Here is a 21123-nt window from a genome sequence, read left to right on the forward strand (position 1 = left end):
GGCTAATTAGCAATAAATTAGCTACATAAATACAAAACTTTTACTAAAATGAATAATTCTCTAAGTTTTAATTCTTTGTTAAACTTACAAGAATTAGATGATTGAACATCATTCCTTTTATGTTGAAGCGACAAGGGTGTATTTGTGAGCGATAAAAAACAAAAAAACCAAGCAAATGAAAAACCACAAAAGTTCGATTACGATACGATTGTAATCGGCACGGGACCTGGTGGTGAAGGTGCTGCAATGAACCTGACTAAAGCAGGTAAACGTGTAGCGGTAATAGAAAAACACACTCAAGTTGGTGGCGGTTGTACACACTGGGGCACAATCCCGTCAAAAGCGCTTCGACACTCTGTAAGTCGACTTATCGAATACAACAGCAACCCACTGTTTAATAAATCGGAAAAAGCAGCGTCGCTAACATTCGAAAACATCCTAGAACATACAACCAAAGTAATTCGTGATCAGGTTCGCCTACGTGGTGGGTTCTACAACCGTAACGAAGTGGATATTATTCACGGTACGGCTTCATTTGTAGATAAAAACACGCTTCAAATAGTTTTGCTTGATGGTTCAATCGAACACCTTACTGCCGAGAACTTTGTAATTGCTACAGGATCTCGACCGTACAATCCTGTTGATGTTGATTTTAAACACCCTCGTGTTTACGACTCCGACACTATTTTATCGCTAAAGCATCAACCTAAAAACATCATTATTTATGGTGCTGGTGTCATCGGCTGTGAATACGCTTCAATTTTTAGAGGACTAGGCTGTAAAGTCGATCTTATTAATACACGTGATCGCCTGTTGTCTTTCATGGACGCTGAAATGACAGATTCACTAAGCTATCACTTCTGGAACAGTGGCATCGTTATTCGCCACGGTGAAGAATACGAGAAAATTGAAGCACAAGAAGACGGTGTTATTATGACACTTAAGTCAGGCAAACGTATGAAAGCTGACTGTATTCTATTTGCTAATGGTCGTACTGGTAATACAGATTCATTAAATCTTTCTGCTATCAATTTAGAAGCTAACTCTCGTGGTTGTTTAGCAGTAGATTCAACCTATAAAACAGCAGCTGACAACGTATTTGCAGTAGGTGACGTAATTGGTTACCCAAGCTTAGCAAGTGCGGCTTATGACCAAGGGCGAATTGCGGCTGAATATATGTTGCACCTTCCTACTGAAGGCCAACTTATTGAAGATATACCAACGGGTATTTATACCATTCCGGAAATGTCATCGGTTGGTAAAACAGAGCAACAGTTAACGGCCGCTAAAATACCTTATGAAGTGGGTCGTTCATCATTTAAACACCTTGCTCGTGCACAAATCGGTGCAACTCCTGTAGGTGGCTTAAAAATCTTGTTCCACTGTGAAACCAAAGAAATTTTAGGCATTCACTGTTTTGGTGAGCAAGCGGCTGAGATCATTCACATTGGGCAAGCTATAATGCAGCAAAAAGGGAAAGCAAATACGATTGAATACTTTATTCATACCACGTTTAACTACCCGACAATGGCTGAAGCTTATCGTGTTGCCGCGTTGAATGGCTTAAACAGACTGTTCTAAAAATTAATCACGATTGCAGGTTTTTCAAGTTCTTAAATCTGCAATTAAAGTGATGTATAAAACACGCATAAAAAAAGCGCCCAGGTTAACCTTTGGCGCTTTTTGTTTTTTGATGCTTAATTATTTGTGATATTTCGGGCTGTAATCAACAACGGCATTAATAAAGGCACCCGCATTCTCAGGCGATACATCTGGCGTAATGCCGTGGCCTAAGTTAAATACGTGGCCTGTTCCTTTATCGCCGTAGTCAGCCAAAATAGTTTGTACTTCTTGGCGAATACGATCTGGCGTCGCATAAAGCATTGCTGGATCCATATTACCTTGAAGTGCTACTTTGTCGCCGACACGTGCTTTTGCTTCTGCAATGTTCATAGTCCAATCTAGACCTAGTGCATCACAACCTGTCGCCGCCATTTTTTCAAGCCACTGACCACCGTTCTTAGTAAACAAGGTAACTGGTACTTTACGACCTTCATTCTCACGAGTTAAACCATCAATGATCTTGCTCATATAGTTTAGAGAGAACTCTTCATAGTCACGTGGCGTTAATACACCACCCCAAGTATCAAAAATCATTACCGATTGCGCACCCGCAGCAATTTGCGCGTTTAAGTAGCTAGTAACAGAGTCCGCTACCTTATCCAACAATTGGTGCATCATCTTAGGCTCTGAATACATCATGCCTTTAACTTTTGAAAATGTTTTAGTGCCACTGCCTTCAACCATGTAGGTTGCTAAAGTCCAAGGACTACCTGAAAAACCAATCAATGGAATAGAGCCATTTAACTCTTTACGAATAGTACGCACTGCGTTCATTACGTATTGCAGTTCGCCCTCTGGATCAGGAATAGGTAATTTATCAATATCCGCTTTTGATTGAATCGGATTTTTAAAACGTGGGCCTTCACCCGTTTCAAAATATAAACCTAATCCCATCGCATCAGGAATAGTTAATATATCTGAGAAAAGAATTGCCGCATCTAACGGGTAACGACGTAATGGCTGCATAGTCACTTCACATGCTAACTCTGCATTTTTACATAGCGACATAAAATCACCAGCAACAGCTCTTGTTGCGCGGTACTCTGGCAAATAGCGTCCAGCTTGACGCATCATCCATACTGGAGTTCGGTCTACAGGCTCTTGTAATAACGCACGTAAGTAACGATCATTCTTTAATTCAGTCATCGGCTCTTCTCTAATAAATATGCTGGCGCGATTCTACCAGAACCCGCTAATTGTCTCTATAGATTGAAAGTGTATAAAAAGCGTTTTTTTTATTCGAAATCAATTTTAGGTTATTTCTTGCACACTGATCCATGCTTTGCTATAAATACTTCGCGCTCAAGAAAAACTATAATAAAAACTCATTTTAATGAGCTCACGCGCTAGAAAAATTCGACCACTCTTATGAGTGGTTTTTTCTTTTCTGCACTACTTACGTACCAATTTCTTTGTGTGCTCAATTAATTGTCTAGATATCGTTTTAAATGGTGGAACTGGTGGCATGTCTTCGCCAAACTCAAACCAATCGGCAGCTTCAATCTCATCATCACACAAATTAAGTTCGCCAGTATCATACTCTGCAACAAATCCAACCATTAACGAATGCGGAAACGGCCAAGGCTGACTCTTAACATACTTAATATTTTTAACCTTAATCCCGACCTCTTCAAAAACTTCGCGATGTACAGCCTGCTCTAAGGTTTCACCACTCTCTACAAAACCAGCTAATACGCTATATATATTAGCCGTAGAGCGTTTATTTTTAGCCAATAAGATTTGTGAACCTTTGCGAATAGCAACAATAACAACGGGCGAGATCCTCGGATAACAACGGTGCTTGCACGGCTCGCATAATGTTGCGAGTTCCCAATCAATAATTTGCATTGGTGATCCACACTGTCCACAGTATTGATGGGTTTTTAAAAATAACTGAACCTGATAAGCACGCGCTGCAAATTCAAATAATTCATTCTGCTCAAACAAAATACTACGAAGGCCAACAAATTCATCGAGTTCCAGATCCGATTCTGACGCAAGAATGTGCGTAGCATCTAAGGTGTACACAGGATCGCCATCATACTCACCGATTTGATGCACAACATCAGGTCTAGTGATATTTATTGCGAGATCATCAAAGCTACCAAATGGAATTTTATTCTTTGGGCCAGGCAAATAGATCTGATGAGTTAAAATAACGCACCACCAGCCTTCTAATTCAGGTGAAAATGGAATACTGTGTTGAATCATCATTGCTCCTTTAAGGTTCAAAACCACTGAGCACTAGTGTAAACCGAAACATCACATTTCCGTTATGCTAAATCTAAATTTATGTCTTATAATTTTATTTAACAGACGGAAAATAACTGTACTTTCAAAGAGGAAGACTCTAAATGTTAATTCGGCAGGAAAAAACTCAACAAAAATATGGCGGCGCAAATACGGTCATCGATGCATGGCTAGCTGAGCGACAAGAGCTGCTAGTGAAGTATTGTCAGTTGGCTGGACTTCCACCTTTTGAATCAGTGAAAAACTCATTACCAGACCATGTAGCGATCACTAATTTTTGCCAAATCCTCATCGACTACTTATCCGCAGGTCACTTTGAGATATACGATAGTATCGTTAAACAATGTTCGGAAAATGGTGCTGAAAGTGCTGCACTCGCTCAAAGGCTGTATCCTTTAATAACGGAGACCACACAGCTGCTCGTAGATTTTAATGACAAATATGCCAACCTTCCATCAGACAAAGAACTTAACGCTTTCGATTATGACTTATCTGAAGTTGGTACCACTCTTGAACAACGTATGGAGTTAGAAGACGAGCTAATTCATATTCTTCATAGTAAACATAGTTAGATTGATATAAGCAGTTGATATGAAGTTTTTGTTTAAGTTTTTTTTGGTGTTGGTATTCCTTGTAGTGATGGTTGCCGTTGCACTTATATCCTTTAAACCCATCACGCTCGAAAATAAAGTATTAACGCCAATGCAAGTGGCAGCGGCAAAATCTTCATTACAACGACTACTCACAGAGTTACGAAGTGAATCTGAAGTAATTAGCTTGGTAATGTATCAGTCGGAACTAGATGCACTCTCAGATTTAGCAGCGCACACTATAAATAATGCTAGTTTTGAGAATTACGTTTCTGGGTCTATTTATACAAGTGCAATTAGTTACAACCTTAGCCAATTGATAGACTTCTCACATAAAGACTTGTACTTAAATGCCTATTGCTCAATGGAGCAGCAAGCTGAAAAATTTATAATAGAGCACTGCAAGCTAGGCAGTATTTTATTGCCGCACTTTATTGCTGAACCTTTGGTATTAGGCACATTAAAACGAGCAATGAAGCCAAAACCGGCGCAACTTGTTCAAATGCTGTTTGAGCAAATACAAGTTAAAACATCATCGTTAACACTCACCACCGAACGACCACCTTTATTGGTTCAATTAGTTAAAGACTCATTTAAATCATTAAAACAGCAGGCGACTGATATAGCGGTAGGTAAACGATTTAATGCAAAAAAATTCTATGACTATGTGACCTTGCTCGAACGAAATAAAGCAAACAGCGAAGAACTTTCCTACTATGTCGGATTAGTGTTTCAGGAGGCGCGCAGTAACCTCATAGCGCAACCATCTCTTAGTGCGGCGAGTGAGAATAGACATGCCTTATGGGCACTTGCGTCCTATTTTGGCAACAGTAAATTTGCAAAAATTGCTGGGCTAAATATTCCACCAGACTCTAAGCCTCTTCAAACACCAGTGGTTCACGGCCGTACGGATCTTACCTTGCACTTTTTATATTCGGCTATTTTAGAGCAGCTAGGCGGCCAACAAATTGGCCTCAACATAGGTGAAATAAAAGAGCTATATGACGCCAATGAAGGTGGCAGTGGTTACAGCTTTCCTGACTTAGCCGCCGATAAAGCTGGATTAAGCTTTAGTCAATTTGTTGCATACAACGAGCAACAAGCTCGCCAAGCTCAACAGATGCTGGCGGGAATAAAAGATGAAAGTGTCTTTTTCCCTATGGTAGACCAACTTCCGGAAGGGTTAAGCGCTACGCAGTTTAAAGACGAACTAGGCAATAAACACAGCATAGAATACAAACTTATAGAACAAGCAATCGATGACCGAATTCGTCGACTGCCCTTGTATCAATAATTTAGATATAAAAAAAAGCGCTTATAGCGCTTTTTTTGTGTGTTTAAAACTAGGTTTCAAACGATTATTCTGCTGCTGGTGCTTTTTGAATATCAAATAGCTCAACTTCAAAAATAAGTGTTGAATGTGGAGGAATTGAACCTGCAGCACGCGCGCCATATCCTAACTCAGAAGGAATGTAGAACTTATACTTAGAGCCTTTGCTCATGTACTGTAAACCTTCAGTCCAACCAGGGATAACTCGATTTAACGGGAAGCTAGTTGTTTGACCACGATCGACAGAAGAGTCAAATACTGTTCCGTCAACTAACGTGCCGTGGTAATGAACAGTTACAGTGTCAGCTGCCGCTGGCTTTTCGCCTTCTGCTTCAGATAAAACTTCGTATTGAAGGCCAGACTCAGTTACTGTTACTTCGCTACGTTTTGCATTCTCAACTAAAAATTGCTTGCCTTCTTCTTGAGCCGCTGACGCCAACTTCTCTTGATGCTCCATGCCACGCTTACGAACATCAGCCTCTAAAGCATTCATAACAGTTTCAATTTCTTCTTCAGTAAACTGAACTTTGTCACCCAACGCGTCTTCAATACCGCCTAAAATCATATCTTTTTTAAGCTCAATGCCAATCTCAGCATTCTTCTCAAGATTATTATTTAGGTAACGACCCATAGATGCACCTAGTGCATAACTTTGCTTATCGGCTTCAGATTCAACTTTAACCTGCGCTTTTTCCGCATTACCACAAGCGCCTAAAAGTGCGACTGCCGCAGCAATTGCAGTTAGTTTTACTGCTTTATTCATGTGTTCTCCATTATTCTTATAAATCTAATGCTACATTTTTCAATTAGATGTAGCCTATACTAGCGAGTAACAATGTAAAGAAAAACCCTAAAACGCTAGAAAACCAAGCTAATAAATAAATCGAGGCTCAGTTTGCGAATTAAAATTCTTTTTGTATCTATCGTATTTATTGCAACTACGTTAATTAGTGGCTGCCAACCTGCTGGCGATAAGCCAAAACAACAGTTTGAGCATGCCCAAACCGGTGCCTTTGCGGCAAGCATCTCCAGTTCCGGAAATTACTCCGTCGTATCCACCTTATATCATGGGGTAGCTTTATGGGATCTCAATGCCAACGGTGCTAAATATCAATGGTCACACAATATTGATCAGCAACCACTTAGCTTCGATGATGGCGAAAGCACCTCAATCATGAGCAACAGCAATGTCATCTTTGCAACTTCTATTGCCGATAATGACTCTCATGCGGTATTGGCCGATAAACATAATTTTTCACTGTGGGACATTACCAGTGGTGAAAACGTAGGTTTTTGGCAAGTTAGAAAGTCAAAAGTTCAAATTAGTGACGACGATGGTTCAAATGCTTGGGTCAACCGTAATAATCCTGCCTCCGATTTACCAAAAGCCTCACAGATTAGCGTTATCGATCGCGACAAATGCATAGATGTAGACTTTGCGGCGGGAGAGCAATGTTTAGCGCTTGGAACAATACGCGCCATCGATGTTTCAAATAATGGAAAGCACATTGTTTTAGGTAAAAGCAACGGCATGATCACCCACATCACCATAGAAAGTGGACGTCGACTGGAGTTTTTAGGCCACCAGCGCAACTTATTAGATGAGCAGGGTGAGTCCGTACAAATTAACAATGCAATTAATAGTCTAGATATGGCACCAAACGGAAAGTATGTCTTGACGGGCTCTAGCGATCAAACCGCTTATTTGTGGGATACCAGCAGTGGCCAAGTCATACATAAATTTAGACATGCGAGTCGCGTCATATTTGTCGCATTAGACCCTAGAGCTCGTTATGCATTTACCGCAGATAGTAAAAAACAAGCTCGTATTTGGGACTTAAAAACGGGCCAAACGATTTCACAACTTGATTACATTAATCGCCAAGAAATATTTACCAGTGCGCGATTTAGTGACAACGGCAAATGGCTACTCACCGGAGCACCAACCCGACAACTTACATTATGGGATGTAAAAACCGGCAAACAGTTACAACAATGGCTTGTTACCCCTAGGAAAGGCTCGCGTCCGCAAAGTGCTGTAGTGTATAGTGCCAGCTTTATAAATAACGAAACCCAAGTCGTCAGCGAAAGTTCAGCTGGGTTAAATGAAATATGGGATATCGACAGTGAGCACAGATAAACTGCAAGAGCTAACTTTAAAAGTAGAGTCGCTAGAAAGCCAACTCGCTTTTCAAGAAGATACAATAGAACAGCTAAATGCTGAAATCACGACGCTAAATTTAGCTCAGGCGACGATGAAACGTCAGATTGAACTGCTAGCCCAAAAATTTAGTCAAGATAAAGGCTCGCCAGTGGCATCGCAGGCAGAAGAGACACCTCCTCCGCACTACTAAAAATAACGGTACCAAAGATTACATAAAATAATCTACCAGTACCTAATCGCCAGGCGTAAACACACCAATGACTTGTTCAAATTGGCGAGTTGCGCCTTGAACGGCACCGTCCGGTTGCGTCATTTGATGACCACAAGACTTACACTCAACTTTTTCAACGTTATTTTCCATAAATAACATCATGGTATCCATCGCCTTACATTCAGGGCAACTTGCACCAGCAATAAATCTCTTTTTCTTTTTAGTCATCGTATGTTCCCAGTTACCTCAAGTGACTCTATTAACTTACGATAATTACCGAAATGCAATTAAGTTAGTTGAATAAAACCCGACGTAAAAAACCGTTAATTCAAAACAGGCGCTATTTAAACAAAAAAGCCGTCCTTTGGGTATACGTTTTGTTAAGCAACATATACCATTCCCACGTTAAAAATTTTAGGACTTTATATTCTCTATGCTGCAAATTTCACAACTCGACTTACAACTTGGTAACAAAGTCTTATTCCAACAAGCCTCTGCCACTATTTATCCCGGCCATAAAATAGGCATAGTAGGCGCAAATGGTTGCGGTAAGTCGACGCTGTTCAATATGATCCGTGGAGAACTGTCTAATGACGGTGGCGAAATCTCCTATCCAAAAGGTTGGCAGCTAGCGTGGGTAAAGCAAGAGACACCAGGACTAGACAAATCGGCATTAGACTACGTGATAGATGGCCACGAAAAATATTGTCAGCTTCAAGCAGCATTAGCAAAAGCCGAACTTGCGAATAATGGCCATCAAATTGCCCAAATCCATCATGATTTAGAAACGATTAACGCCTACACCATTCCAGCCAGAGCAGGTGAAATGCTAAATGGCTTAGGTTTTGATGCTGACGCACAACAACGTCCTGTTAAGAGTTTTTCTGGTGGTTGGCGAATGCGCTTAAATTTAGCCCAAGCACTTATGATTGATAGTGACTGCTTACTACTAGATGAGCCAACTAACCACTTAGATTTAGATGCGGTAATTTGGTTAGAAAAGTGGCTAAATAGATACGAAGGGACCATTTTATTAATCTCCCATGACAGAGACTTTATCGACAATATTTGCCAAGGCATTCTGCACGTAGAAAACAACAGTCTAAATAGTTACACAGGTAATTACTCAACATTTGAAACTCAGCGCGCAGAAAAACTCGCCCAGCAACAAGCTAACTTTGAAAAACAACAGCTTGAAATTAAACACATTCAATCTTTTATCGACCGGTTTAAAGCCCAAGCGACCAAAGCCAAACAAGCACAGAGCCGAGTAAAAATGCTCGAACGCATGGAGAAAATTGCACCAGCGCACGTTGATTCACAATTCCATTTCGAATTTCGACCAGCATCTAATATCCCAAACCCAATTATTAAAATGGACCAGGTAGAAGCCGGATACGGCGATACCGCTATTTTATCTAAAATAAGAATGAACCTAGTACCTGGCAGTCGAATTGGCTTGCTAGGTAGAAATGGCGCTGGTAAATCCACCTTAATTAAAACACTTTCTAGAGACATACCGCCTCTTTCTGGTGAATTTGAACATAGTAAACACTTACGTATTGGTTATTTCGCGCAGCATCAATTGGATACCTTATCAATTGGTCAAAGTCCGGTTGATCATGTTCAGGCACTAGATCGCACCATGACAGAACAAATGGCTCGTGACTATTTAGGCGGATTTGGCTTTAACGGCGATCAAGCTCTAGACAAAATTGACAGCTTTTCCGGCGGTGAGAAAGCTCGATTAGTGTTAGCCCTTATCGTTTTTCAAAAACCAAACTTATTGCTTCTCGATGAGCCTACTAACCATTTAGACATCGAAATGCGTCAAGCCTTAGCAATTGCCTTACAAGGTTTCGAAGGCGCTATGATACTTATTGCCCACGATCGTCACTTATTAAAATCAACCTGTGATGACCTATACTTAGTTGATAGTGGCCAAGTCGCACCATTTGACGGTGACTTAGACGATTATCACAACTGGTTGCTTGACCAAGATCGTCAGGCCAATCAAGATAAAGACACAAGTAACGACAAGGTGAATTCTGCCGTTGCCAAAAAAGATCAAAAGCGAAAAGAAGCAGAACTACGTAAAGCCCTATCCCCAATTAAGAAAAAAGCTGATAAGTTAGTTGAGCAACAAGAAAAAATGACAACAAGGCTAAGTGAAATTGAAGAGGCAATGGGCGACACTGACCTCTATACTGAGTCAAGAAAGTCAGATTTAAACCAACTTTTAAGTGAACAAGCCAAATTAAAAAGTGAGCTTGAAGACATAGAAATGCAATGGTTTGAATATGAAGAACAAATGGAAGTGATGAGGAGCGAGTATGACGAATCTAATTGAGCCAACTGAGCTTTGGCAGTTTAGTGTAACCAGTTATCAGCAAGATGAGCTTCAAAACGAACTCTTAAGCTGGCAAAACAGTTACGATGGGAACGTCAACCTAGCGTTATTTTGTTTATATTGCGACGACTTAACCATTGAAATAAGTGACCAAGAACTCACTATTTTGCACAACTACATCAGTCAATTCTCTAGAAAATTTACTCAAGCCATTCGTGTCAATCGCGAGACGTTTAAACAGCAAAAAGCTCAAATCAATCATTACGAAGACATTCGTCATCACCTATTAGAAGCAGAATTGTTATTTGAGCAACAAGAACAATCTTTGCTGTGTGACATGATGAAAAGAGACGCCGCCGAATATCGAGCTGACGTCTCAGTACCTAATAACTGGGGACGTTATCAAGCTTTGTTAATACATACCTCTAATACCGACAACAAATGAGCGACTAGGTAACAAGGTATCGTTCTTTAAAAAGCTCGAATGAACTCGGGCTTCTTCGTCAAACAAGTTATTAATCTTAAAGAACAAGGTTGTATCCATGCCAGCTAACGGTAAGTAATGGTTAACTTTTATATCAACCATAGAATAGCTATCCGTTGTTGTTTCCATCGCTGCGGTTTTGTCTTGCTCAAAATGATGCATCACACTCAGTTCAATACTGGTATTTTCCAACTCGTAGTCAAAAGTAGTGCCTAATCTAGTTGGTGGAATACGCGGTAAATACTCACCTGATGTTAATTTTCCATTGATGCTGTCTGCCTGCACTGTGATCTTCAAGTCTTGGTTAGCTTGCCAAATCCACTGCGCTTCAACACCATAAAACTCAGCGTCTCTGGCCTCATAACGGTATACCGGCAACTCATCTAGCTCTTCACCAGTATTGGCTTGATAATAAAAATCATCTACTTGATTAAAAAAGGCATTAACAACAAAACCCACATCGCCTTCAAATTTTCTAAGGCTCAACTCTATGTTATTCGATGTTTCTTCCACCATGTCCGACTCTATGACAGATGTAGCTCCATCTATTGAGTCAAAAATTGCACCTAGTTCGAACGAACGGGTACCAATATGAGGTCCGTATGAAAGCAATTCGCCTGCAGAAGGTGCTCTAGAAGAATGAGTATACGACGCGGCTATGTTATAACCACTAGCAAAATCATAAACTAAACCCGCTGATAAGCTCACTGGTGAGAAATCAAACGAGTACAAATCTGAATCTATAGATACTTGTTCTGCACGTGCACCTAGTTGCACCAACACATTGTCAAAGTGCTTTTCTTCAAGCAGTCCAATAGCGTACGACTTAGTTTTTGATGGCGGTGTAAATGCCTCTTCGCCTATTGCTTCAAAGTCAGATGATTTTATATCGAACGTTAAAGCGCCATGCCAATCGTTTAAATCAGCGAGTAACATATCACTACGAAGTTCCCATGCATCATTATTAAACTGAGTACCGACTTCTACGCCACCAATCCCATCAAACTCCAGCTCTTGGTGCTGATAATTTGTTACACCAAACTTAGTATTTAAACCTGTTATCCATGAATTTTTAAAAGTAAGCTCAGAAATTAACTGCACACGAGTTTGACGCATATCGCCTTTTACAAAGCCTTCTTCACCATGCTCATCGTGGTCATCGTGACCTTCGTGCTCATCTGCGTGTTCTTCATGCTCTTCATGTTCTTCATGCTCTTCATGCTCATCGTGCTTTTCATGTACATGCGCGTGACCAGGTATACCGTACAAACGGTCTAGGTAACCTACCGAAACACCAACAAAGCCGTTATCCAATAACACACTTGCTCCAACAGTACCGCCTTTTGAACGAGAGGCACTATTTGCTAGCGTAAAAGAGCCATGATCATCTTCAGCGTGTTCAGCATGTTCTTCTTCATCTTCATCGACATGTAACTCAGGATCGGCAGGCACATCATAATCACTGCTGTCTCTATAAAAAGCATCAACATGCCAAGCAATATCTTTTCCTGACAAGGCTTGCTCTGCCCCACCGTTTAATGCAAACGACAACTCCGATTCATCTGCCACTGTGCCAAAGGAATATTGCCATTCAGAGCTTCGCTCTAATTCTCGTGGTACACGGTTATCAACCACATTCACGACTCCGCCAATAGCGCCACTGCCATAAAACAATGTTGCAGGACCTCGTAATACTTCAATTTGTTTTACGGTACTTGTTTCGGTCGATACCACATGATCTGGGCCCACTCTAGAAGCATCACCTACATCTAAACCATTTTGCGCAATAAGAACTCGAGGCCCATCTAAACCACGAATAATAGGCGTGCTACTTACAGGACCGTAATAGGAAGAATGTACACCTAACTCTGCTTTTAATGTTTCACCTAATGTTGAAGCATGTTTGTTTTTTAACTCTTGGTCACTCAACACAGAAATTGGCGTTGCAGACTCCAAAGTAGAACCGTGAAGTGGCGTCGCAGTAACGTCAATACGCTCAATTAGGCTAGGCGACAGTACAATATTGTAACTAGTAATATTTTCAGAAAGTTTAACTGAAGCATGATTAAATCCTGATGCAACCACGTGCAACTCTTCGATATGCTTCATTTGTTCAGTTAATTTAAAGCGGCCACTTTGATCTGTGGTAACGACTAAGGTACTGCCATGTACAAAGACTTTGGCATTTTTTACTGGTGCGCCTTTCGCGTCTTTAACTAGTCCTTCGATACTATGTGCAGCGTACGCCGGACTTGCACTTAAAACACTAACTGCACACAAAGAAGTTGCAAAAAATCGATTTAAAAACACAAGCTTTTACTCTCTAAATTAATGATATAGAAAAATGATACACTATATCATATCAATGTAAATACGTTTGTTAGCGATTATTTAATATGATCTAAATCAATGTTTAATTCGCTTATTAAACGCACACCTAAAAAGCATGATCTAGATCATTATTAAATTACACCAAGGAGCTAAATTGAAGGCATAGAAAAAAGGAGAACGATTATGTTTAACGAATTTAATATTGAATCTATGTTTCGTGACTTTATGAGCGATCCAGTATTGTTTATGAGCTTTGGTATTTTAGCATTAACACTAGGCTTGATGATTTTTTACACTTGGTATTTCATTAAAAATATCATGGAATCAGAGGCGCCAATGGAAGAAATGAAAGATGACGTTGAGTTAGATGTAACAACTAACCTAAATATGCATCAAAACGCGCATTAAAATTAATTTAAAATTGATAAGAGTACTGCACTTCCAACCGAGTATCTTTTCTATTTTGTCCAATTGAATTTCCGTCGTTATCAAAGCGGCGGATATTCAGTTTTCCAGTTGCCTTTCTTGTTAACTTACGCTCCAAACCAACACTTGCCTGAAAGCCTTTTCTGTCGCCTCTTGTACCATTTGAATCAACGTCAGTTTGGTTTGCTGATGCATTAAAAGACGTTCGGCGCGACATTCTATGGTTATAGTTAATAGAAAAAGACTCACTGTCTTGTTCGTTACCAAACTCATCATTGTCACGTTCTAAAAACAAGCGCTTACTTTTTGCATACGACAAAGTTAATGTACTCTTACGGCCTTTATACGACACAGACGCATTTAATCCCTTAGATAACACTAACTCTTCATCAATAAAAAAGTTCGGATCAAAAAACTCAATATACTCACGTCTTGGGTCTGGTCTGTCTGGAATTCTTGATAACGGAATACAATCCACTCTTTCTAACGAAATAGGATTACAGCTATAAATACCAGCAGAAATAGGATCGTTAACCAACCTAGACTGGCTCGATAAATCTTCAGCATATCCAACATTAATATTCCAGTGGTTGCCCGACTTGTTGTATTTAAAGTTATGTGACTCACCGTAAAAACGTCGGCTGTTTTCATAACTTAGCGAAGTTCGTTTACTCGGCTCTAATACCAAACGATAGCCAACAAAAGTATCATCAAACTCCTCATCAGCATCACTAAAACGGGTTTGACCCTGCGTATCTTTATTGTAGGTTACCGCGATATATGAGCGTTCGCTGAAACGCCACGCTAAACCAGCGCCATAAAATTCATTATCCAAATTAGAGTCTTCAAAACTCGAATTTGCTATGGAGTTACGTGATGCTGAACCACTTAATACAAAATCAAGCGCCGACCACATAGGTAGTTCCAAATTAAAAGAGGCTGCTATATTACTTTGCTTGCCACGAACATTTCTATCGTTACTATTTCCAGCTAGTCGAAACTCACCCTTTACTTGGTTTGCTCGTGAACCATATGCGAGCCGAACTTCCGCGTTCTGTCTATCGCCTTTAACCAGTTGCGTTGACCGTGTGCTGGTATTTGCTAACTGATCTTCATCAAAGCGAGTCGCCGAATACGAATAATTCAGACTATTACGCCAGTCGGAACCCGATTTGTTTTTTACGGTTAATCCTAATGTGCCATTATCAACATCGACGTATTCGCTTTGACCAAAAATAGGATCTGAGACACCAGCAAAACGGTTATCAATATTTTGGTTCTTGCGACTAGCATTCGCGGAAAATACCACGCGATCTTTAACAAAGTTAAATTGATTATTTAGCGAGATATCGCTGAAAGAGGTATTTTCAAAATTAGACTCTAGTTGCTCTATTTTAGTGTGAGAAACTGTCCATTGGCCATTCCAAACAGGGCCACTAGCGAGCATTGAAATACTCGGCGTAAGCGTTAAAGCTTGGTGGCCATCTTCAACCGGCGAGTCCAATTCAAAACCATTAAACTCCGCGTCACCAACATAGGTATATACCGACGTAATTTTAGGTTTGATTTCTATTTCAGTGGCAACTGCACTCGTTGTCACCGTTCCTAAACAAGTAGCAACAAACATGGCAACAGCAGATATAACAAAGTCATTAGCGCGACGTGATGACGCATTTATAATTGCACAACTTCTTTGATTCTGCTGCTTGCTCATTTGTAATTAAGCTCCTGAACCGTAATAGTAACCATAACCCTGAGTTTCAGTTGGGTCAGTCACTTTATTAAGTACAAACCCTACCGCCATCTTCTCTGGTAATAAATCAACGGCTTGCTTTACTTCCGAGACTTTTGATTTGTACTCTTCTACCACAATCACGCCTTGGCCACATTGCTCTGCCATTAGTGCCGTTTCATTAACACCTAAAAGCGGAGGGCAATCAAAAACAACGATTCGGTCAGGATAACGACTGGCAAACTCTTTACAGAGCTTGAGCATTTTGTCGCTTGATAATAATTCGTTTGATAAGTGATGTGGTAAACCAGCAGGAATAACCTTTAGATTTTCAATATTGGTATGATAAATAACAGATGAAACGTCTTTCTCTTCACCGGTTAAATATTCAATTAAACCAACGTTCGCGCCTATTTCTAAGGTTTTTGATACGCTCGGTTTGAGCACATCAGCGTCTACTAGCAGCACCGTTTTGTCTTGTTCTAACGCAATGCTTAACGCTAAATTAACCGCTGTAAAGGTTTTACCTTCATTCGGTCGTGAGCTTGAAACAAACACCAGGTTCGCATGATGAAGCGTTTTGGCCAAACCGCCAAACGCGTTATTTAACACTTTACGCTTAATGCTACGAAACTCTTCGTTTATTAACGTACGCTTACGAGATAAAGCAACAAAACCCTTGCTTTCAAGCATTTCAAAATCAATCACTAAGTCTTTATTGTTACTTACCGGTGAGCTCAACTCGGTTTGGTGATTATCCGACGGCAACACCTGATCTTGTTTTGTAACTTGTTCTGACTCTGGTTGTTCTAAATGCTTCGACTCTTCTGTTTGGTCATTAGGCGTTGCTACTTGTTCAATCTCACCTTCAGCTGCTTTTGGTTGACCAAATTTAGCTTTTTCACCTTGGCGTTTCATTGCCTTTTCTATAGAGCTCATATGAATCTCTCCATTAACTGCAACGGTGTCTTTTTCATCACAATCTCTGAGAACATAAACACCAAATATAAACCAAGAATTACGGTGGATGAGGCAGCAAATACCCACATTCTGCGTCGATCACGTTTATTGATTTCTGCTAAGTTAATATCTGTGACTGCGCCTAATACAGGTCGGCCAGTAATTTTTGTTAAATGATTAGCATTGATGATTACCGGATTTAGCTGGCTAAACAAAAAGGCCAAGGCTACGCCAGCACCAAAACTAATAATTAACACACCTGTGTATAACAAGGCACGTTTTGGCCCTGATGCCGCTAGTGGCACAACAGGTGGCTCAATAATTCTAAATTGCACATCTTCAGCAGATAAGTCGGCCTTACGGGATAAATCTGCTGACTCTTTACGAGTTAATAACTCTTCATACTTACGTTTAGTAATTCCATAATCACGGTTTAACGCCGTACGTTTCGCCTCAATATCTGGAATCAACTCTAATTTTTGTTCAAGCACGTCTAGTTTTTCAACATAACTTTGCTTACGAACATTTAATGACGCGATATTACTTTCTAAATTGTTAATCACGATAGTAAGCTGTTGAACAATTGCGTTTTCACTTAGACTACCAGCGGCCAACTCACCATTTGACAGCCCTTTCATTAGCTGATCGATTTCCGACTTACGTTGTTGCTGCAATGATTCTAGACGCTCTCTTGTTTGCAGTACATCTGGATGTTTATCGGTAAAACGAATTTGTAAATCATCTAAATTTGCCTGCATTTGAGCAATACGTTGATCGTACTGAGTAGCGATATTTACGTTATCAGGGTTGCCTTCATTGGTAGTACTAGTGGCAAATTTACTTTTTAAACTCTGTAATTGCGTTTGCTTTTCTGACAACTCTAAATTAATTGACTCAATTTGAGTTTTTAACTGTCCTCGTTGCTGGTAATAACCCGAACCGCCAGACTCTGGCAACAAGTCACCATACTGCTTTTTAAAATCAGCTAAACGCTGCTCTGAGCTTGCCAATCGAGTAGCATATTCTTGTAACTGTTCATCTAAAAAGTTACTGGCTGTGGTGCTGTCCTGACGATTTTGACCTAATGCCGACTCAACAAACTTATCTAGTGTTAGTGATACAACGCGTTTGGCAATTTGTGGATCTGGATGCTCAAAAGAAATACTGTAAATACTAGCGCGACCTGAACTATCAAAAATAATTTTATCTCTTAAGTTCTCAACAATGCCCTGGAACTCTTGAGGCGTTTTAGCGCTAATGTCTAAATCTGCTTTACGGGCAATATCCTCTAGGTTTGGCGTTGATTTTAATGTACGCGCAATAGCATTTATTTCTTCTTTCGGGTCTGTTTGAATTGCTAACCCTCTTAGCAGTGGCTTAAGCATGGAACGAGTATCTGCATATACCTTCGCTTCTGATTCATATACATCGGGCATTTTTGCCACTAAAAACAATCCCAGCGGACATATCAACCAAGTCGATATGATAATAAACCGCTTTTTAATCCAAATACCTTTTATATAATCCAGTATTTGTTGAATGGTGGCCTGCAGATCCTGCATTTAATAATCCTTTGCTTAACTACTTACTACTTAAAAACTACTTTTTACGCGACCAATTAGAACCAATCTTCCGGAATGATAATAATATCGCCAGGTAAAATATCTACATTTGCACTGATATCACCCTGCTTTATTAAATCGTCGAGCTCTATCTCAAATTCTGTTTGTCGACCGTTAATAACACGAACTAACACCGCACTATTGCCATTAGCAAACTCAGTTAAGCCACCAACTTGAATCATAAGATCAAGCAGAGTCATGTTTTGACGATAATTTACGGCCATCGGGTTTGTTGCTTCACCAATTACACGAACCTGCTCGGTAAATGGCCCGACAAAGCCACCAACACTAACAGTTACAATAGGTGATTTAATATATTGCCCAAGCACAACTTCGATTTCGCGCGCTAATTGTGTTGGCGTTTTGCCGGAAACAGGAATGTCTTCGACAAGAGATGTGGTAATCATACCATCGGGGCGAACAACAAAACTGCCTGAAACCTCAGGGTTTCGCCAAACAAAAATATTAACCGAGTCGCCTGGGCCAATAAGATATTGATAGTCATCAACACTAGCAATTGCGGAAGGTTTAACCGTTGCCGGTGGCAAACGATTTGTTGAACAGCCAATCATGGCTAGTACACACATTAATATAATTAATATTTTCACGGCAAATTCACTCTTGTTTTTGTTGTCCATAATATGTATCAATAGTGATTGTAATCAAATCATAATAAATGTGAACTATTATATTTTTTCGAAATGACAGTATGCTTACAATCAGTTAAAGTATCTGTTACAAAAACAATAACAACTTTCACAACGACTAGGAACTGACTTGAAAAAGGTATTTCATCAAAAGCCTATTAATCAACGTAGTAACACGTTAATGATTATGGATTGGCTAGTTGCTCTATCTGTAGGTCTAATAGGCTTTTGGGCCATAGAAGTTTATGACTTACCACTATTGCCAGCTTATAAAGAAGTATGGTGGGTATTGCCAATAGCTATCGCTAGTTTGTTTATTGTTACCAACCTATCCGTTGGTTTATACGATATAAAATTACGAGACAGCCATATTGGTATATTTCGTCGGTGTCTAGTTAGTGGCGTAATGACCTTTGCCATCTTTGAAATTATTGTTTTTAATATTTTTACCTCTTCAGAAGTTCTTCCTCTTTTATTTGCATCATACGTATTAACCATTGTTGTTCTTGTTTTTACCATTCGTTATTTGGCCAGCACGTTCGAAATGTTTGGTATTACAAAAAAACGTGTAGTGGTAATCGGAGCAGGTGAAAGAGCGTCAATAATTGAAAAGCGTATGCGTCGCGAGTCAGACCGCCGTGGTTTTTCATTAGTTGGTTTTATTCCGTTAGCATCAGATAAAGAAGATGAATTAAAGCGTGAAAATATAATCAAGCTTGACTCCCTAGACAACTTACATGAGTTTATTCAAGAAAATCAAATTGATGAAATTGTAATTGCACCAGATGAGCGCCGAGGGTCACTGCCGTTAGAAGCACTATTCGACTGTAAGATGGGCGGCGTAGTCGTTAAAGACATTCTGGACTTTATTGAAGAAGAAACAGGGCAAGTTGCCGTCAACCTTATTTATCCGTCTTGGGTTATTTACTCGAACGGGTTCCAATCTCGTCACTATATCCGTGTTGCAGCCGATTATGTATTAAATGTTATTTTAGCCGTGTTTGTATTTGCACTAACTTGGCCACTGATACTTATCACCATGGCACTTATCTATCTTGAAGACGGTCGCAAAAAAGGTGGCACTATCTTTTACAAGCAAACCCGTGTTGGTATGGATGGCCAGTTATTCGAAATTATTAAATTTAGAAGTATGCGCCAAGATGCCGAAAAAGACGGTGCGCAATGGGCTCAAAAAACCGATGACCGCGTAACAAAAATTGGTAATGCATTACGTAAATACCGAATTGATGAATTGCCGCAGTTGTTTAATGTTTTTAAAGGCGAAATGGGCTTTGTTGGGCCTCGTCCAGAACGCCCAGAGTTTGTAAAAGAACTCATCAAAGAAATACCGTATTACAATCATCGTCACAACGTTAAACCAGGCTTAACAGGTTGGGCACAACTTAATTACCCTTATGGTTCAAGTGTTAATGACTCGCTAGAAAAGCTCAAATTTGATTTGTATTACATCAAGCGTCGCAGCATTCTGCTCGACTTATTGATTTTAGTTCGTACCTTCGAAATTATCCTATTTGGTAAAGGTCGTTAATTATGTCGGGCAGTAAGCCAAACAAAGCAACTACTCATGCGATGACCGTTGACGTGGAAGACTACTTCCACGTTTCTGCTTTTGACTCTTTGTTCTCACAAAAAGATTGGCCAAGCTTAGAACACCGAGTGAATGATAATACACGTCGCTTGTTAGACTTGTTTGATGCCCACAACGCAAAATCAACATTTTTTATACTTGGTGCCGTTGCCGAAAAGTTTCCAGATTTAATTACCGAAATTGACCGTCGCGGACATGAAGTTGCAAGTCATGGTTTTGCTCATCAACGTGCAACAACCCAAAGCCAAAGCGTATTCAAAGAAGATGTTTACCGTTCTAAATCATTTTTAGAAGACACCTTAGGCAAATCTATTGCCGGATACCGCGCACCAAGCTTTAGTATTAACGATTCAAATCAATGGGCTTACGAAATACTTGTAGAGCTGGGTTTTAAATATAGCTCTAGCACCTACCCAATTGAACACGATTTGTATGGCGTTCCCAACTGGCCACGATTTAAGTATGAGCGTCCAGAAGGTATTATTGAAATACCTATCCCGACAATTCGCAAAGACGACGTAAACACCGGCATTGGCGGTGGCGGTTACTTCCGCTTATTCCCTTATTGGCTTTCTAAACGTCGCATTAACAAATTTATGGAACAAGAGTCTGCACCTTATAGTTTTTATTTCCACCCGTGGGAAATTGATCCAAACCAACCTCGCGTTAAAGATGCAAGCTTCAAATCAAAGTTTAGGCACTACATCAACCTAGACAAAATGGAAGGTAAAATAGCAAGACTACTCACTGACTATCAGTGGGATACGATGCAGAACGTATATTTAGAAGACTAA

Annotated in this window: 19 protein-coding genes; 10 read left to right on the forward strand and 9 right to left on the reverse strand. The window is 40.0% G+C overall.

From position 1 onward, the window contains the following. Positions 1-246: 246 nt before the first annotated feature. Positions 247-1581, forward strand: a complete 1335-nt coding sequence (sthA, locus tag ACZ1GV_RS12200) for a Si-specific NAD(P)(+) transhydrogenase (RefSeq protein ID WP_244731997.1) — start codon at positions 247-249, stop codon at positions 1579-1581. 120 nt (positions 1582-1701) lie between these two features. Here sthA and hemE read toward each other — a convergent pair whose 3' ends face one another. Together hemE and nudC are read right to left on the reverse strand one after the other, a co-directional pair. Continuing rightward, complete coding sequence (gene hemE, locus ACZ1GV_RS12205) at positions 1702-2769, reverse strand: uroporphyrinogen decarboxylase (RefSeq protein ID WP_210560955.1); 1068 nt, start codon at positions 2767-2769, stop codon at positions 1702-1704. 246 nt (positions 2770-3015) lie between these two features. Next, positions 3016-3837 carry an NAD(+) diphosphatase gene (gene nudC, locus ACZ1GV_RS12210; RefSeq protein ID WP_472674401.1) on the reverse strand — a complete coding sequence of 274 codons (822 nt, stop codon included), beginning with the start codon at positions 3835-3837 and terminating at the stop codon, positions 3016-3018. A 140-nt stretch (positions 3838-3977) separates the two neighbouring features. On the opposite strand from nudC, the gene rsd reads away from it, so the two are divergent. Both rsd and ACZ1GV_RS12220 read left to right on the forward strand, forming a co-directional pair. After that, positions 3978-4445 carry a sigma D regulator gene (rsd, locus tag ACZ1GV_RS12215; protein ID WP_210560953.1) on the forward strand — a complete coding sequence of 156 codons (468 nt, stop codon included), beginning with the start codon at positions 3978-3980 and terminating at the stop codon, positions 4443-4445. Between the two features lie 19 nt (positions 4446-4464). Beyond that, positions 4465-5757, forward strand: coding sequence for a YfiM family lipoprotein (locus ACZ1GV_RS12220; RefSeq protein WP_472674402.1), 1293 nt, complete (start codon positions 4465-4467; stop codon positions 5755-5757). 64 nt (positions 5758-5821) lie between these two features. Here the strand turns inward: ACZ1GV_RS12220 and fkpA are convergent, their stop codons facing one another. After that, positions 5822-6556, reverse strand: coding sequence for an FKBP-type peptidyl-prolyl cis-trans isomerase (gene fkpA, locus ACZ1GV_RS12225; RefSeq protein ID WP_210560949.1), 735 nt, complete (start codon positions 6554-6556; stop codon positions 5822-5824). A gap of 132 nt (positions 6557-6688) precedes the next feature. Here fkpA and ACZ1GV_RS12230 point away from each other — a divergent pair, with 132 nt between their 5' ends. Together ACZ1GV_RS12230 and ACZ1GV_RS12235 are read left to right on the forward strand one after the other, a co-directional pair. Next, the gene (locus ACZ1GV_RS12230; protein WP_472674403.1) at positions 6689-7933 is read left to right on the forward strand and encodes a WD40 repeat domain-containing protein; all 1245 of its coding nucleotides are present in this window, start codon (positions 6689-6691) and stop codon (positions 7931-7933) included. Beyond that, a complete protein-coding gene (locus ACZ1GV_RS12235; RefSeq protein ID WP_244731809.1) occupies positions 7920-8147 on the forward strand; it encodes a SlyX family protein in 228 nt (75 codons plus the stop codon). Before ACZ1GV_RS12230 ends, ACZ1GV_RS12235 begins: the two co-directional genes overlap by 14 nt. Positions 8148-8189: 42 nt before the next feature. Here the strand turns inward: ACZ1GV_RS12235 and ACZ1GV_RS12240 are convergent, their stop codons facing one another. Continuing rightward, positions 8190-8396, reverse strand: a complete 207-nt coding sequence (locus ACZ1GV_RS12240) for a YheV family putative zinc ribbon protein (protein WP_210560947.1) — start codon at positions 8394-8396, stop codon at positions 8190-8192. A 205-nt stretch (positions 8397-8601) separates the two neighbouring features. On the opposite strand from ACZ1GV_RS12240, the gene ACZ1GV_RS12245 reads away from it, so the two are divergent. Beyond that, positions 8602-10518 (forward strand): ABC transporter ATP-binding protein, encoded by a 1917-nt coding sequence (locus ACZ1GV_RS12245; RefSeq protein ID WP_472674404.1) that lies wholly within the window; start codon positions 8602-8604, stop codon positions 10516-10518. Beyond that, complete coding sequence (locus ACZ1GV_RS12250; RefSeq protein WP_472674405.1) at positions 10502-10963, forward strand: TIGR02444 family protein; 462 nt, start codon at positions 10502-10504, stop codon at positions 10961-10963. Before ACZ1GV_RS12245 ends, ACZ1GV_RS12250 begins: the two co-directional genes overlap by 17 nt. Here the strand turns inward: ACZ1GV_RS12250 and ACZ1GV_RS12255 are convergent. Continuing rightward, a complete protein-coding gene (locus tag ACZ1GV_RS12255) occupies positions 10931-13312 on the reverse strand; it encodes a TonB-dependent receptor (RefSeq protein WP_472674406.1) in 2382 nt (793 codons plus the stop codon). The genes ACZ1GV_RS12250 and ACZ1GV_RS12255 overlap by 33 nt on opposite strands. Positions 13313-13516: 204 nt before the next feature. Here ACZ1GV_RS12255 and ACZ1GV_RS12260 point away from each other — a divergent pair, with 204 nt between their 5' ends. After that, positions 13517-13741 (forward strand): DUF3149 domain-containing protein, encoded by a 225-nt coding sequence (locus ACZ1GV_RS12260; RefSeq protein WP_472674407.1) that lies wholly within the window; start codon positions 13517-13519, stop codon positions 13739-13741. Between the two features lie 7 nt (positions 13742-13748). Here the strand turns inward: ACZ1GV_RS12260 and ACZ1GV_RS12265 are convergent, their stop codons facing one another. The 4 genes from ACZ1GV_RS12265 to ACZ1GV_RS12280 are packed head-to-tail and all read right to left on the reverse strand — an operon-like array spanning position 13749 to position 18711. Next, entirely contained in the window at positions 13749-15473 is a 1725-nt protein-coding gene (locus ACZ1GV_RS12265) for a porin family protein (protein WP_472674408.1), read from the reverse strand. A gap of 6 nt (positions 15474-15479) precedes the next feature. Then, positions 15480-16430 (reverse strand): XrtA-associated tyrosine autokinase, encoded by a 951-nt coding sequence (locus ACZ1GV_RS12270; RefSeq protein WP_472674409.1) that lies wholly within the window; start codon positions 16428-16430, stop codon positions 15480-15482. Continuing rightward, positions 16427-18013, reverse strand: coding sequence for an XrtA system polysaccharide chain length determinant (locus ACZ1GV_RS12275; protein WP_472674410.1), 1587 nt, complete (start codon positions 18011-18013; stop codon positions 16427-16429). The genes ACZ1GV_RS12270 and ACZ1GV_RS12275 overlap by 4 nt, the downstream gene beginning before the upstream one ends. A 56-nt stretch (positions 18014-18069) precedes the next feature. Continuing rightward, a complete protein-coding gene (locus ACZ1GV_RS12280) occupies positions 18070-18711 on the reverse strand; it encodes an XrtA/PEP-CTERM system exopolysaccharide export protein (RefSeq protein WP_210560937.1) in 642 nt (213 codons plus the stop codon). Between the two features lie 190 nt (positions 18712-18901). On the opposite strand from ACZ1GV_RS12280, the gene ACZ1GV_RS12285 reads away from it, so the two are divergent. Next, a complete protein-coding gene (locus tag ACZ1GV_RS12285) occupies positions 18902-20269 on the forward strand; it encodes a TIGR03013 family XrtA/PEP-CTERM system glycosyltransferase (RefSeq protein ID WP_210562335.1) in 1368 nt (455 codons plus the stop codon). Between the two features lie 2 nt (positions 20270-20271). Then, complete coding sequence (locus ACZ1GV_RS12290; protein WP_210560936.1) at positions 20272-21123, forward strand: XrtA system polysaccharide deacetylase; 852 nt, start codon at positions 20272-20274, stop codon at positions 21121-21123.

The organism is Psychrosphaera sp. HA2-10, assembly GCF_055693745.1.

Bases quoted from the DNA above. Each gene is read 5' to 3' on its own strand.
- sthA (WP_244731997.1), top strand. From the start codon at position 247: ATGAACCTGACTAAAGCAGGTAAACGTGTAGCGGTAATAGAAAAACAC.
- hemE (WP_210560955.1), bottom strand. From the start codon at position 2,769: ATGACTGAATTAAAGAATGATCGTTACTTACGTGCGTTATTACAAGAG.
- nudC (WP_472674401.1), bottom strand. From the start codon at position 3,837: ATGATGATTCAACACAGTATTCCATTTTCACCTGAATTAGAAGGCTGG.
- rsd (WP_210560953.1), top strand. From the start codon at position 3,978: ATGTTAATTCGGCAGGAAAAAACTCAACAAAAATATGGCGGCGCAAAT.
- ACZ1GV_RS12220 (WP_472674402.1), top strand. From the start codon at position 4,465: ATGAAGTTTTTGTTTAAGTTTTTTTTGGTGTTGGTATTCCTTGTAGTG.
- fkpA (WP_210560949.1), bottom strand. From the start codon at position 6,556: ATGAATAAAGCAGTAAAACTAACTGCAATTGCTGCGGCAGTCGCACTT.
- ACZ1GV_RS12240 (WP_210560947.1), bottom strand. From the start codon at position 8,396: ATGACTAAAAAGAAAAAGAGATTTATTGCTGGTGCAAGTTGCCCTGAA.
- ACZ1GV_RS12245 (WP_472674404.1), top strand. From the start codon at position 8,602: ATGCTGCAAATTTCACAACTCGACTTACAACTTGGTAACAAAGTCTTA.
- ACZ1GV_RS12250 (WP_472674405.1), top strand. From the start codon at position 10,502: ATGACGAATCTAATTGAGCCAACTGAGCTTTGGCAGTTTAGTGTAACC.
- ACZ1GV_RS12260 (WP_472674407.1), top strand. From the start codon at position 13,517: ATGTTTAACGAATTTAATATTGAATCTATGTTTCGTGACTTTATGAGC.
- ACZ1GV_RS12265 (WP_472674408.1), bottom strand. From the start codon at position 15,473: ATGAGCAAGCAGCAGAATCAAAGAAGTTGTGCAATTATAAATGCGTCA.
- ACZ1GV_RS12270 (WP_472674409.1), bottom strand. From the start codon at position 16,430: ATGAGCTCTATAGAAAAGGCAATGAAACGCCAAGGTGAAAAAGCTAAA.
- ACZ1GV_RS12275 (WP_472674410.1), bottom strand. From the start codon at position 18,013: ATGCAGGATCTGCAGGCCACCATTCAACAAATACTGGATTATATAAAA.
- ACZ1GV_RS12280 (WP_210560937.1), bottom strand. From the start codon at position 18,711: ATGGACAACAAAAACAAGAGTGAATTTGCCGTGAAAATATTAATTATA.
- ACZ1GV_RS12285 (WP_210562335.1), top strand. From the start codon at position 18,902: ATGATTATGGATTGGCTAGTTGCTCTATCTGTAGGTCTAATAGGCTTT.
- ACZ1GV_RS12290 (WP_210560936.1), top strand. From the start codon at position 20,272: ATGTCGGGCAGTAAGCCAAACAAAGCAACTACTCATGCGATGACCGTT.